Genomic DNA, 12,939 nt, shown 5'->3' on the forward strand with positions numbered 1-12,939 from the left:
GATGACCGACACACTGCGAATCCTTGCCGTCGCGCTGATGTGGACCGCGCCGCTCGTGGTCGGCGGAGCGCTGTTCCTGTGGTGGCAACAGAAGATGTCGTTGCTGCTCAGCCTGGTCATCATGACGTTGATCCCGCTGGTGGCCACGTTTGTCGGTGTGTTCGCGGTGAGCGGGCTCATGTTCACCGGTGACCTTCGGCGAACGATCACCGTGCTCGCCGCGGTCGCGGTGATCACCGTGCCCGCGGCGCTGTTGTTGGGCCGAATCCAGGCGCGCCGAACGGTGTGGGAACGGCAGATGCGTCAGCAGGAACGCGCCGCCGAGCGCTCGCGGCGCGAACTGATCGCGTGGGTCAGCCACGACCTCCGCACCCCGCTCACCGACATCAAGGCGCTGGCCGATTCCCTCTCCGACAGCGTGGTGACCGAGCCCGGCGAGGTGATCGAGTTCGCGCAGCAGATCGGACGCGACGTGGACCGGCTGTCGGCGATGGTCGACGACCTCTTCGAGATGTCGACGATCAGCGGCGGAACCCTCCGGCTGGACATGGAGGAGATCGACCTGCGTGAAGTGATCGACGAGGTGGTCGGGTCGGTGCGCTCGGTGGCCGCGCGCGTCGGCGTCACGATCGAGGTCGACGCACCCGAGGACGCCGTCGAGATCGTCGGCAGCTCCCACGCCATGTCGCGGGTGCTGACCAATCTCACCGTGAACGCGCTCGCCCACACCCCGCCCGGTGGATCGGTACGCATCGCGACCGGCGTCGACGAGCACCCCGGGGCCGCCACCACGGCGACGGCTCCCGGCGGCGCGGTGGCATGGTGCCGCGTCGACGACTCCGGGTCCGGGATCGACCCCGACGACCTACCGCGCATCTTCGAGATGGCCTACCGCGGCTCCGCGGCGCGCACACCGGGCCGGGCGGACGCGATCCCGGTGGGCTCGGGGATGGGACTCGCGATCGCGCGCGGCCTGATCACGGCCCATGCGGGCACGATCAGCGCGTCGAACACTGCGTCGGGGGCGCGGTTCGAGGTGCGGTTGCCGCCCCGAGCTCAGTCCAGCGAGTGGACGTAATCGCCGGTGTCGATGGCGTCGAAGGTCGTCTCGGTCGCCGAGGTGTCGAGCGTCTTCGACGTGATGGCCAGGCCCTCACCGGTCTGCACAAACAGCTTGCGCTCGGTGAGGTCGTATCCGGCCCAGTACCGCGAATAGTCGCTCCAGGAGGTGGTGTCTCCCTTGTGTTCGAGACCGGGCGGGATGATCACGGTGCGGAAGGCCGCGTACAGCTGGGCGATGCCCTTGTCGCGGTCGAACGGCTTGAGGTAGGCGGCGAGGTTGAAGGCTCGTGCCATGCGGGAGGGCGCGGTGTAGTCGCCCGGCAGCCCGAACATGCCGAAGCCGGTGCCGCCCTCGATCGGCTGCAGCTCATACCCGGTGGGCAACTTCTTCGGCGAACTGGGGTCGACGTTGGTCAGGCCGAGGTAATTGCGGATGTTCACCAGGTGCCAGTCGTACTCGGGGCTGTTGGTGTAGGCGCCGGCGTAGTCGTAGATCTTGAACGAACCGTCCTCGACCGGCTCCAGCACGATGCCGTCACCGGTGGTGTCGACGAAGCAGTAGTGCAGCGGCATCGAGATGTTCAGGCCGAAGGCCGAGTACTTCTGGTCGAGGAGTGCGAAGTCGGTGTACTTCTCGCGGATCTCGGCCACGCTGGCGAACTGGCTGAGGATGTAGCTGACGAACTCCTCGCCGAGTACGGCGGTCTGCTTACGCGCGGCGATGTCGTCTGCGGAGCCGCGGGTGCATTCCATGAGAACTTGGGTATCGCCGGCCAGGCCCTTTTCGTTGATGCCGTCGAGCAGGATGGTGGTGCCCTTGATGCCCACCCCCATCGTGGCGTACTTGCTGGTCCACGCGGTCAGCGGACTCGACATCTCGGTGTTGGCCGGGATGCTGGAGATCACCACGATGTTGTCCAACGTCGGGGGCAGACCCGCCGGGGTGCCGAACATCGGGATGTCGAGATCCATCGTCCGGCCGAAGAAGACGTCACCGTTCTTGGCCGTGACTTTGATCCCTGTACACATGTGTCTCTCCTCCATCGTGGACGCCCTGACGCTGAGGGCTTTCCTTCGTACAACTACACCGCTCGTCGCTTCGTGTGCGCAGGACTCGACGATCAGGGCACAAGTTCGCGACTCGGACCGTCACAGGAGCGCATTCGTCAGCCGACCACCTTCTCGGTGGTCGCGTACTTCGCCTCGGCCGACTCCTTGGCCGCCTGCCACCAGCCGGCGTTGTCGCGGTACCAGCCGACGGTGGCGGCCAATCCCGACCGGAAGTCCACAAACTTCGGCCGCCAACCCAGTTCGGTGCGCAGCCGGGTGGAGTCGATGGCGTAGCGGCGGTCGTGGCCGGGCCGGTCGGTGACGAAGTCGAAGGCGTCGCGCGGCTGTCCGAGCAACTCGAGGATCGTTTCGACAACCGTGCGGTTGTCCACCTCGCCGTCCGCGCCGATCAGGTACGTCTCACCGATCTCGCCCTTGTCGATGATCGTCCACACCGCGTCGTTGTGGTCGTCGACGTGAATCCAGTCGCGCACGTTGCGTCCGTCGCCGTAGAGGCGGGGCCGCACCCCGGAGAGCACATTGGTGATCTGGCGCGGAATGAACTTCTCTACGTGCTGATAGGGGCCGTAGTTGTTGGAACAGTTGGAGATCGTCGCGGGCACCCCGAACGAGCGCACCCAGGCGCGCACCAGCAGATCGCTCCCCGCCTTGGTGGAACTGTAGGGACTCGACGGGTTGTAGGGCGTCGCCTCGGTGAACCGTGCCGGGTCGTCGAGGTCGAGGTCGCCGTAGACCTCGTCGGTGCTGATGTGGTGATAGCGCACGTCGTGGCGCCGCACCGCCTCGAGCAGCGAATACGTGCCCACCAGGTTGGTCTGGATGAATGCCGACGGATCGGCCAGCGAGTTGTCGTTGTGCGACTCCGCGGCGAAATGCACGACGAGGTCGGTGTCGGCGACGAGGCGATCGACCAGGTCGGTGTCGGCGATGTCGCCGCGCACCAGTTCGACACTGTCGGCGACGGGCGTGAGCGTTTCCGGGTTCGCGGCATAGGTGAGTTTGTCGAGCACCGTGATCTGCGCGTCGGGGCGTTGGGAGAGGGTGCGGAGCACGAAATTGGCGCCGATGAACCCGGCGCCGCCGGTGACCAGAACCCGCATCGTCGGCTCCTCCTCGTCAGGTGTTCACAGTGCCATCAGCTGTTCACAGGGGTCAGATGACCAAGCGGTCATTGTGGACTGTACTCAGGTGGTGACGCACGCGCGTGCGGAGCACCGCGCGCACCCTTACCCTTGCTGACATGCGCGGAATCATTCTGGCCGGTGGCACGGGGTCGCGTTTGCATCCGATCACCCAGGGTGTGAGCAAGCAAATGGTGCCGGTGTACGACAAGCCGATGATCTATTACCCGCTGTCGACACTGATGCTGGCGGGTATTCGCGACATTCTGGTGATCACGACACCGAAGGATGCGGCGGCCTTTTCGGGTTTATTGGGGGATGGCAGTCAGTTCGGGATCAATATCTCGTATGTGACGCAGGCCTCGCCGGATGGTTTGGCGCAGGCGTTCGTGTTGGGTGCCGATCACATCGGTTCGGAGTCGGTGGCCCTGGTGTTGGGCGACAACATCTTCTACGGGCCGGGCCTGGGTAGCCAGTTGCAGGGCTTCGAGGATCTCGACGGTGGTGCGATCTTCGCCTACTGGGTGGCCGATCCGAGTGCGTACGGGGTGGTGGATTTCGACGCGAACGGGCAGGCGGTGTCGCTGGAGGAGAAACCGGTGGCGCCGAAGTCCAATTATGCGGTTCCGGGTCTGTATTTCTACGACAACGACGTGATCGAGATCGCGCGGAATCTGACGCCGAGTGCGCGGGGTGAGTTGGAGATCACCGATGTGAATGCGCATTATCTCGAGCGGGGGAAACTCGCGGTGAAGGTGTTGCCGCGCGGGACGGCCTGGCTGGACACCGGGACCTTCGATTCACTGTTGGACGCAGGCAATTTCGTGCGGACGGTGGAGCAGCGGCAGGGACTCAAGATCGCGGTACCCGAGGAAATCGCTTGGCGGCGAGGATATTTGAGTGATGACGAGCTCGCGGTGCGGGCCGAGAAGCTGCGTAAGTCGGGCTATGGCAACTATCTGCTCGACATCTTGGCCCGCGGCAAGGGTTTCGGGTGATCGGGGTGTCGGTGAGGGGAGCGCGAGAGTGAAGATCCGTCCGCTGTCGATCGACGGGGCGTGGGAGTTCACCCCGGTGCAGCACGGCGACGCCCGCGGGCTGTTCGCCGAGGCGTTCAAGGCCGACATGCTCGCCGAGGTCATCGGTCACCGGTTCGATCTCGCGCAGGTGAATCTGTCGGTCTCGGCGGCCGGCGTGCTGCGCGGTGTGCATTTCGCCGATGTGCCACCGGGACAGGCGAAGTACGTCACCTGTCCGTCGGGTGCCATCCTCGACGTCATCGTCGACATCCGCGTGGGGTCGCCGACCTTCGGCACCTACGACACCGTGCTGCTCGACGACACCGACCGCCGTGCGGTGTACCTGTCGGAGGGGCTCGGCCACGCGTTCTGTGCGCTCGCGGACAACTCGACCGTCACCTACCTGTGCTCGACCGGGTACAACCCGACTGCCGAGCACGGGATCAATCCGCTCGACGAGGAAATCGGCATCGCGTGGCCCACCGAAGCCCGGGACGGGTCACCGCTGACCTACGAATTGTCGGGGAAAGACACCGCGGCCCCCGGGCTGAGTGAGGCCCGGGAATCGGGGCTGCTCCCCGATTTCGACGACGTGACAGCCTACCTTCGCTCGCTCACCTGATCCATCCGCAAATTCGTGCCATGGTGGCACGAAACGTGTGCCGACATGATCGGGTGCCCGTCGAAAATCGCCTCCTGCCAGGTTGTTTGCGCAGGTGGGCGATGTCGGAACCCGCAAAGCGGACGCGTCGACGGAGTAGAACGAGGTCATGACCACCTTGTTGCGCAACGCCGTCCTCATCGACGGCACCGGCGCCGATCCGATCCCCGACGCCGTCGTGATCGTCGACGACGGCAAGATCACCTACGCGGGCCCGGCGTCGGGCGCTCCGCAGCCCGCCGACGGTGCACCCGCACCCACCACGATCGACCTCGAGGGCAACACGCTATGCCCCGGGTTCTTCGACTGCCACGTGCATCTGTCGCTCCCGGGTACGAAGGGCAGCCCGTACGCGATCGCACTGGTGCCGCCTGCCTACCGGTACTACCAGCTGATCGACCGCCTCAAGGTCACCCTGCACGCGGGCGTGACCACCGTGCGTGACCTCATGGGCGTCGATGTGGGCGTCCGCGACGCCGTGGCCCACGGACTCGTCGAGGGTCCGCGACTGCTGGTGGCGGTGAACATGCTCAGCCAGACCGCCGGTCACGCCGACTTCCACCTCAAGTCGGGTGTCGACGTCACCGCCGAGGTCGGCGGTTACCGCGTCGACACCGTCGACGAAGCGCGCAAGCGGGCACGTGAGCTGATCCGGATGGGTGTCGACGTGATCAAGGTGGCGTCGTCCGGCGGTGTGGCCTCTCCGAACGACCAGCCGACCTGGCTGGGCCTTCGTGAGGAAGCGGTCGCGGCCATCGTCGAAGAGGGCCAGAACTACGGCGGCGTTCCGGTGGCCGCCCACGCCATCGGCTACCCCGGCATCCGTGCCGCGGTGGAGGCCGGGGTGCACAGCGTCGAACACGGCTATGACCTCGACGAGGAACTGCGCGCGCAGATGGTGGAGCAGGGCACCTTCTTGATCCCGACCCTTCTCGAAACCATGAAGGACGTCACCACGTCGCCGGACAGCCTCGCCAAGAGCAAGGAATGGCATGAGAAGGCACACGTGGCGGTCGGTGAGTCGGTGGCGGCAGGTATCCGGGTGGGTCTGGGAACCGATGCGGGACTCTCGCCCGACCACGGCGACAGCCTGAAGGAACTCGCCCTGCTGGTGGAGTTCGGTGGCATGACCCCGCTGCAGGCGATCGTCGCCGGTACCAAGACCTCGGCGGACCTGTGCGGGCTCGGCGACAAGCTGGGCACCGTCGAGGCCGGCAAGATCGCCGATCTCGTGGTGGTGCGCGGCAACCCGCTCGACGACATCAAGTCGGTGGGCGAGCACGAGAACATCCTGCTGGTGATCAAGGAAGGCAAGACCGCCATCAACCGCGGCGAGTTCGCCAACGCCTGATCCGACGTCGTTTCCTGGGCCCCGGCCAGCCGGCCGGGGCTCAGTTGTCGGCGTTCTCCGATTCCGCGTTCTGCAGGGCGACGGCCCGTGCGAGCCGCGCGTAGCGGATCTCGAGTTCGCGAAACCGCAGATAGGTGGCCACCGTGGTGAACGCGAACGCGATGACCAGGCAGTACAGCACGAGATCGGTGCCGCGGCCCACCCCGACCCACCCGGCCACCACGGTCAGGTCGTTGGGCCGCAGCATCGCGTAGATGCCGAAGGCCACGAACGCGACGAACAGCAGTTTCACGCCGGCCGACGATCGGGCGTTGCCCCGATTGGTGAGGAAGAACCACACCAGCCCCAGCGCGGCGGCCACCAGCAGGATCTGGATGACGATCATGGCATTACCTCCGCATACGTCCGTGGAGCAGGCCGTCGGCCACGATGTTGACCCCGTTGATCAGCGACTGCCCCTTGGCGCGTGAGTAATCGGTGTACAGGATGGTGACCGGTTGTTCGGCCACCCGCCAGTGGTGGTGGTCGATGAGGGTCACGAACTCCGATGCGTGACTCATCCCGGCCATCAGCAGGTCGAGCTCGTCGGCGACGGTCTTGTTGAAGGCCCGCAGTCCGTTGTGCGCATCGCTGAGGCCGAGTCGTCGGGTGCGTGGGCTCAGGAACACCACCGTCCGCAGCACGATGCGCTTGAGTAGCGGTACGGACTCGCTGCGTCCGTCGGCGAAGCGTGTGCCGACGACGATGTCGATCGGCTCGGTGCGCAGGCGATCGACCATGGCCACCACGTCGTGCACCTGATGCTGACCGTCGGCGTCGAAGGTGACGAAATACCGCGCACCCGGCTGTGCCCGCGCATATTCGACGCCGGTCTGGATCGCGGCGCCCTGGCCGAGATTCACCGGGTGCCGCACGAGGCGGATTCCCCCTCCGCCCTCGGGGGTCACCACGCGTGCGGCCGCCTTGATCTCGGCGGCGGAATTGTCGCGGGAGCCGTCGTCGACGCACACGATGTTGGGAAAGGTCTTCGCGGCGTTGACGACCACGTCGCGGATCACCTCGCCCTCGTTGAACACGGGGATCACCAGCCACACGTCGTCGTTGGTGGTCGCCCCCCTGTTCGCTGAGGCCTCCGTCATGTACGTCACCCTATCGCCCAGAACGGCGGGTCCATGTCACGCCCGTTCCCGGCGCGCGAACGTGCGTGCCGCGACCGGGCTGATGAGGCCTCGCGCACCTGATTACCCTGTAGCGGTGCCGATCGACGTGATGATGCCCTTCTACGGCGACGTCGACCAGTTCCGTCAGTCGGTCACCAGCGTGCTCGGCCAATCCGATCAGGACCTGCGGCTGGTGGTGGTCGACGACTGCTACCCCGACCCGGAGCCGCGCGAATGGCTGACCTCGCTCGACGATGCGCGTGTGCACTACCAGCGCAACGAGACCAATCTGGGTGTGAACGGCAACTTCCGCCGCTGCGTCGACCTCGTCACCGCGGATCGGTTCGTCGTGATGGGCTGCGACGATGTGATGCTGCCCGACTATCTGTCCACGGTGCGGTCGATCTCCGACCGGCATCCCGACGCCGCGGTGGTGGCGCCGGGTGTCGAGGTGATCGACTCGCAGGACCGGGTGGTGCGCCCGATCGGCGACCGCATCAAGGCCTTCCTCGCGCCGTCGGGTCCGGCAGTGCTGCGCGGAGAGGTGATGGCCACCAGCCTGTATCGCGGGAACTGGACGTACTTCCCGTCGCTGCTGTGGTGTACCGAGCCGGTACGGCGGGTCGGGTTCCGGCCTGGGCTCGACGTGGTCCTCGACCTCGCGTTGCTCGTCGACCTCGCGTTCGCGGGTGCGGAACTGGTGCACGATCCGGCGGTGGTGTTCCGTTACCGTCGCCACGACGCGTCGGTGAGTTCGGTGCAGGCCGTCGACGGTCGGCGCTTCGCCGAGGAGAACCGGTTCTTCGCCGACGAGGCGGTGCGCTGCGCACAACACGGGTGGCCGCACGCGGCTCGGGCGGCTCGCCTGCATCTCACCTCGCGCCTGCATCACGCGATGTCCAGGGCGGTGTCCACGATGGCCGTCCACAAGGGTCACCGCTGAGGGGTGCCGACTGCACCGGTGCAGGTCGCCGGCCTCAGCCGTGACGTTTGTGGACCTATTGCGCTCGCGCGAGCCCCAACACGTGCACCGACACGCCCACCAGCGGCCCCGCGATCAGCGAGAGCGCGACGCGGTCGGCCACCGACAGGGGGACGGTGAGCAGTGCGGCACACGCGGCCGCGGCCACCCACCAGCCGGCGGCGTACCAGCGATGCGCGCCCACCGCGACGGTCGCCGACCCGGTGACCGTGAGCACCCCCAGCGCGGTGGCGCCCAGGGTGAACCAGGCCAGGGTGAGTCCGGGCAGCGTGTAATCGCCGCCGAAGACATGTGTGAGCAGCCACGAGCCGATCGCCCATGCGGCCACCGCACCCACCGCACCGATCACCGCCACCACCGCCAGCGGGGCGGCCAGTGAGGTGGCCACCCGCGGCCGGGCGGCGACGAAACGGGAGATCAGAAAACCCTGAAAACTGTTGAGCGGCACCAGTAGTGGTGCGCGGGTGAGCGTCACCGCGAGGATCACCGCACCCACCACCTGCTGGTCGTCGGCGGTGCGGGACGTGAGATTGATGAGCACCGGGAATCCCATCACCACCACGGCCGACGCGAGGGCCGCGGCCATGGCGGTCAGGGTGTTGGCGGTCAGCCGCCGGGTGTCCACGTCGCCGGGCAGTCCCACCGCGCGCCGTGCGGCCGACGATCCCAGCAGCACCAGACACCACGAGACCGAACCGATCACGGTCACCACCAGGAACGCGCTCACGCCCCAGCCCGCCGCCACCGCGAGTACCGCACCGCCCAGCCGGATCAGCGCATCCACGCTCAGCAGCACCGCGAACGGGGTCCAGCGCACCGCCCCCGACAAGGCGCCGCACAGGTGGGCGTACACCGCGAAACTCGCGACCCCCAGCACGAGCAGCATCACCGACAGCCCGCGCTGCTCGTCGAAGACGCGGCTGCTCCACAGCGGCGCGGTGGTGGCCACGAGCGCGGCCAGTCCGACGCCGATGCCGATGTTCACCCGCAGCGGCCGGCCTTGTGCGACATCGGATTCCGACGCCGCGCGCACCGCGCGGGTGGTCTCCTGCAACTGCCCGTTCTGGGCGCCGGTCACCAGCCCGTAGGCGGCCCAGAACACCGCGAACACCGCGTACCCGCCGGCGCCGAGGTGGCGTGCGGCCAGCAGCAGTACCAGATACCCCGAGACCGCCGCCACCACGGTCGCGACGGTGACGCGCCGCATCGGATCAGGCCGGTCCTGGGAAGGGTGGCAGTGCGGGTGTGAACAACCACTGGTCCCACAGGTCGTGCAGCGGTGCCGCGGAGTAGTTGGCGGCCAGCGCGATGAAGTCCTCGGTGGTCGCCGACCCGTACCGGTACTTGTCGGTCCAGCGCCGCAGCAGCGCGAAGAAGTTGCCGTCGCCGATGCGTAACCGCAAGGCGTGCAACGTGATCGCGCCGCGCTTGTACACCCAGTCGTCGAACATCTTGCGCGGGGTGGGATCGGTGAGCGGTACCCGGACCGGCGACGCGGCGAGTTTGGCGTAGTAGTGGCGGGCCAGTTCGTCGGCGCTGCGCCCGCCCGAACGCTGACTCCACAGCCACTCGGCGTAGCAGGCGAAGCCCTCGTGCAGCCAGATGTCGTGCCAGCGCGAGAGGGTCACCGAATTGCCGAACCACTGATGGGCCAGTTCGTGGGCTACCAGCCGTTCGGAATGGCCGGTGCCGTCGCAGTGATTGGCGCCGAACGTGGAGAAACTCTGCGCCTCCAGCGGAATCTCCAGTACGTCGTCGGTCACGACCACCGTGTACTGCGGAAACGGATACGGCCCGAACATCTCGGAGAACACCTCGATCATGTCGAGCTGGCGGGCGAAGTCGATCCGGAAGTTGCCCTTGAGCCGCGGTGGGAGCACGGCGGCCACCGCGACCGGACGCGACGCGAGGCGAATGTGCTCGTACATCCCGATCTGCACCGACGCGAGGTAGGTGGGCATCGGCTCGAGCTGCTGGTACACCCAGGTGGTCTGCGCGGCACGCACCCGGCGTGACTCGAGGACGCCGTTGGCCAGTGCGTAGTACGGGCTGTCGGTGGTGATGGCGATCCGGTAGGGCGCCTTGGCGCTGGGATGGTCGTCGCACGGAAACCACGACGCCGCGCCGTTGGGCTGATTCGCGCACAGCGCGCCGTCGGAGAGTTCTTCCCAGCCCACCTCGCCCCAGAGGCCGCGGATCGGTCGCGGCGACCCGCTGTAACGCACCACGATCGTCATCGCACCGCCGGGCGGGATCGGGGTGCCGGGAGTGATGGTGAGTTTGCGATTGCGGTGGCTGTACCGAACGCGCTTGTCGTTCACGCTGACCCGCGAGACATGCAGGGCCGATCCCAGATCGAGGCTGAACCGGCGCAGGTCCACATACGACGTCGCGGTGAGGACCGCGGTGCCCTCGAGCCGGTTGCTCGAGACCTTGTATTCCAGTTCGAGGTCGTATCGCGAAATCCGATACCCGAGGTTGCCGTTGTCGGGAAGATAGGGGTCGATGACATCAACGGGTGATCCGAGAACGGGCTGCCGCGGAATCTTGCCCGACTTACCCGGCACCCATCACTCCTGTCGTCATCTCCGCTGGCCCGCGAAGTGTCAGCCTACCCGCAGTGCGCAGGCGTGGCGGAGCGCACCTTGTAAGCGGACCTTGGTCCGGATAGTGTCGGATCGCAGACGGGCCGGGAGGTCCGATCGCGATCTACGAAAGGAAACCCATGTACCCCACTCGCAGCATCGCGCTGTTGGCGGCCCGCGTCATCCTGGGCATCATCTTCATCGCCCACGGATGGCAGAAACTGCACACCTACGGTCATGAGGGAGTGGTGGCCAGCTTCAAGACGATGGACGTGCCCTTCCCCGAATTCTCCGCCTACTACGCCACCTGGGTGGAGTTCGTCGGCGGCATCCTGCTCATCCTGGGACTGTTCCTGCCGCTGGTGTCCGTGCTGCTGATCATCGACATGATCGGTGCCATCTTCACCGCGCACATCGACCACGGCTTCTGGACCGCCGACGGCGGTTACGAATTCCCGCTGGCGCTCATCGCGGGCCTGCTCGCGGTCGGCTTCGCGCAGGCCGGTGGCCTCGCGGCCGACACCCATGTGTTCCGCCGGCGGCGCTCCACGGTGAGCTGACCGACGGTGAGCTGACCCCGGAAGCGGGGGTTCACGCGATCGCGAGACCGTCGATGCTCACCCGCTCGTCGGAGTCGCGGGTGCCCGGCGGCAGCGTCGCCACGATGTCGGTGACCGCCGCATAGACGTCGGCGCCGTGGCCGAGCGACACCCCGTCGAGGGTGTCGCCGGCCAGCATCAGTGCCGGATCGACGCCGTGCCGGTGCACCACGGCGGCACCGACAAGCCGCCGGGCCTGGGCGGGGTCGGTGTCCCACAACGCGTCGGCGGTGAGGAGATACAGGCGGATGGCCGGCGGATAGTCGGCGAGATGCACCAGCGCCCACGCCCAGTGCTTGGCGACGTCGACGGTGTCGTTCTGGCCGCGCCCGTGGGTGCGGACGTATTTGCCGTAGAGCTCGCGGCATCGTGAATCGGAGTCCGACCACAGCTGCAGCTTCGACATGCAGCGCACGCAGTCGTGCAGATTCGACAGGTAACCCACCGAATAGGGGCCCTCACGTCGCGAGCGGATCTCGGCGAGCACGGAGAATTCGGCGAGGGCGTGGTGGTACTCGCCTGCCGAGTAGAGGGCCTGGGCTTCCCGCTGCATTTCGGCCAGCATCTTGCCCATTGTGGCCGATGGCGGGGTCGGGTGGGGCCGTTTCGGCCGGACGCGGGCGGCGTGGGAAAGCCGGCCGGGTGGGCGTGGCAGAGCAGGGGTAGCCGTGTCCGAACCCGCGTGGCGAAGGCATATCGTGGAATGGTGAACACCGACATCGACACCACTCCGGAAGGCTCGGACGGCGAGTACAGCCTGGACGCCGACGACCAGCTGCAGCCCGAGGACACACTCGACGACCGCGGCGTGGACGACGTGCTCGACGAGGGTTACTCGCCGCCGGATTACCTGCCCAAGGGCGCCGTGCACGGGCTGACCGCCCAGGAGATGCACGACGGCGAGTCGCTCGACGAACGTCTGTCCGAAGAAGAGCCCGACGTCGGTGCGACCGACCCGCTCGACGACATCGAGAGCGACGAGAAACGTGACTGGCGCTCGCACGAAAGCGATTCGAGCGACGAGTTCGTCGAGGACGACCAGGTGGGCAATCGGCGCGCCGGGCGCCTGCTCGCGCCCGACGAGGGCGACGGCTTCGACACCGAATCCGACGCCGTGGCCACCGACTGCGGCATCGACGGAGCCGGTGCCAGCGCGGAAGAGGCGGCGGTGCACTACATCGACGACGAGGACTGACCTCCCGGACGACGAGGACCGACCTCCCGAGAAACCGGAATTGTCGGTGGCCCGTGCTGCACTGGGCACCGGTGCCCTCCTCTACCGGACGGCTGATCATCGTTGACAGTGCCGCGACCCCTGGCACGATGGA

The 12,939-nt window shown here is 67.0% G+C and carries 14 protein-coding genes; 7 read left to right on the forward strand and 7 right to left on the reverse strand.

Annotated elements, in window-relative coordinates; translation table 11 throughout:
* Window position 1: 1 nt before the first annotated feature.
* On the forward strand, window positions 2–1,078 hold the full coding sequence (locus ACWDTD_RS18945; RefSeq protein ID WP_449748686.1) for a sensor histidine kinase: 1,077 nt from the start codon (window positions 2–4) through the stop codon (window positions 1,076–1,078).
* Here ACWDTD_RS18945 and ACWDTD_RS18950 read toward each other — a convergent pair.
* Window positions 1,057–2,091, reverse strand: a complete 1,035-nt coding sequence (locus ACWDTD_RS18950) for a linear amide C-N hydrolase (protein WP_449748687.1) — start codon at window positions 2,089–2,091, stop codon at window positions 1,057–1,059. The genes ACWDTD_RS18945 and ACWDTD_RS18950 overlap by 22 nt on opposite strands.
* A 137-nt stretch (window positions 2,092–2,228) precedes the next feature.
* Window positions 2,229–3,233, reverse strand: coding sequence for a dTDP-glucose 4,6-dehydratase (gene rfbB / locus ACWDTD_RS18955; RefSeq protein WP_449748688.1), 1,005 nt, complete (start codon window positions 3,231–3,233; stop codon window positions 2,229–2,231).
* A gap of 140 nt (window positions 3,234–3,373) precedes the next feature.
* Here rfbB and rfbA point away from each other — a divergent pair, with 140 nt between their 5' ends.
* From rfbA to ACWDTD_RS18970, 3 genes are all read left to right on the forward strand, one after another.
* Entirely contained in the window at window positions 3,374–4,252 is an 879-nt protein-coding gene (gene rfbA / locus ACWDTD_RS18960; RefSeq protein WP_449748733.1) for a glucose-1-phosphate thymidylyltransferase RfbA, read from the forward strand.
* A 28-nt stretch (window positions 4,253–4,280) separates the two neighbouring features.
* Window positions 4,281–4,895, forward strand: coding sequence for a dTDP-4-dehydrorhamnose 3,5-epimerase family protein (locus ACWDTD_RS18965; RefSeq protein ID WP_449748689.1), 615 nt, complete (start codon window positions 4,281–4,283; stop codon window positions 4,893–4,895).
* A gap of 148 nt (window positions 4,896–5,043) precedes the next feature.
* Window positions 5,044–6,285 carry an amidohydrolase family protein gene (locus tag ACWDTD_RS18970; protein WP_449748690.1) on the forward strand — a complete coding sequence of 414 codons (1,242 nt, stop codon included), beginning with the start codon at window positions 5,044–5,046 and terminating at the stop codon, window positions 6,283–6,285.
* A gap of 40 nt (window positions 6,286–6,325) precedes the next feature.
* Here ACWDTD_RS18970 and ACWDTD_RS18975 read toward each other — a convergent pair whose 3' ends face one another.
* Together ACWDTD_RS18975 and ACWDTD_RS18980 are read right to left on the reverse strand one after the other, a co-directional pair.
* Window positions 6,326–6,670 carry a DUF2304 family protein gene (locus tag ACWDTD_RS18975; protein WP_449748691.1) on the reverse strand — a complete coding sequence of 115 codons (345 nt, stop codon included), beginning with the start codon at window positions 6,668–6,670 and terminating at the stop codon, window positions 6,326–6,328.
* Window positions 6,671–6,674: 4 nt separating this feature from the next.
* Entirely contained in the window at window positions 6,675–7,424 is a 750-nt protein-coding gene (locus ACWDTD_RS18980; protein WP_449748692.1) for a glycosyltransferase family 2 protein, read from the reverse strand.
* Between the two features lie 115 nt (window positions 7,425–7,539).
* Between ACWDTD_RS18980 and ACWDTD_RS18985 the strand changes: the two genes are divergently transcribed.
* A complete protein-coding gene (locus tag ACWDTD_RS18985) occupies window positions 7,540–8,388 on the forward strand; it encodes a glycosyltransferase family 2 protein (protein WP_449748693.1) in 849 nt (282 codons plus the stop codon).
* 55 nt (window positions 8,389–8,443) lie between these two features.
* Here ACWDTD_RS18985 and ACWDTD_RS18990 read toward each other — a convergent pair whose 3' ends face one another.
* Window positions 8,444–9,634: a polysaccharide biosynthesis protein gene (locus ACWDTD_RS18990; protein WP_449748694.1), complete on the reverse strand. Its 1,191-nt coding sequence runs from the start codon at window positions 9,632–9,634 to the stop codon at window positions 8,444–8,446.
* A gap of 4 nt (window positions 9,635–9,638) precedes the next feature.
* The gene (locus ACWDTD_RS18995) at window positions 9,639–10,994 is read right to left on the reverse strand and encodes a M1 family metallopeptidase (RefSeq protein WP_449748695.1); all 1,356 of its coding nucleotides are present in this window, start codon (window positions 10,992–10,994) and stop codon (window positions 9,639–9,641) included.
* Between the two features lie 158 nt (window positions 10,995–11,152).
* Between ACWDTD_RS18995 and ACWDTD_RS19000 the strand changes: the two genes are divergently transcribed.
* The gene (locus tag ACWDTD_RS19000; protein WP_449748696.1) at window positions 11,153–11,572 is read left to right on the forward strand and encodes a DoxX family protein; all 420 of its coding nucleotides are present in this window, start codon (window positions 11,153–11,155) and stop codon (window positions 11,570–11,572) included.
* Between the two features lie 31 nt (window positions 11,573–11,603).
* Here ACWDTD_RS19000 and ACWDTD_RS19005 read toward each other — a convergent pair whose 3' ends face one another.
* Window positions 11,604–12,176: a hypothetical protein gene (locus ACWDTD_RS19005; RefSeq protein WP_449748697.1), complete on the reverse strand. Its 573-nt coding sequence runs from the start codon at window positions 12,174–12,176 to the stop codon at window positions 11,604–11,606.
* A 138-nt stretch (window positions 12,177–12,314) separates the two neighbouring features.
* Between ACWDTD_RS19005 and ACWDTD_RS19010 the strand changes: the two genes are divergently transcribed.
* Window positions 12,315–12,806 (forward strand): DUF5709 domain-containing protein, encoded by a 492-nt coding sequence (locus ACWDTD_RS19010; RefSeq protein WP_449748698.1) that lies wholly within the window; start codon window positions 12,315–12,317, stop codon window positions 12,804–12,806.
* The last annotated feature ends 133 nt before the right edge of the window (window positions 12,807–12,939 follow it).

It is taken from the genome of Gordonia sp. NPDC003425 (assembly GCF_053588635.1).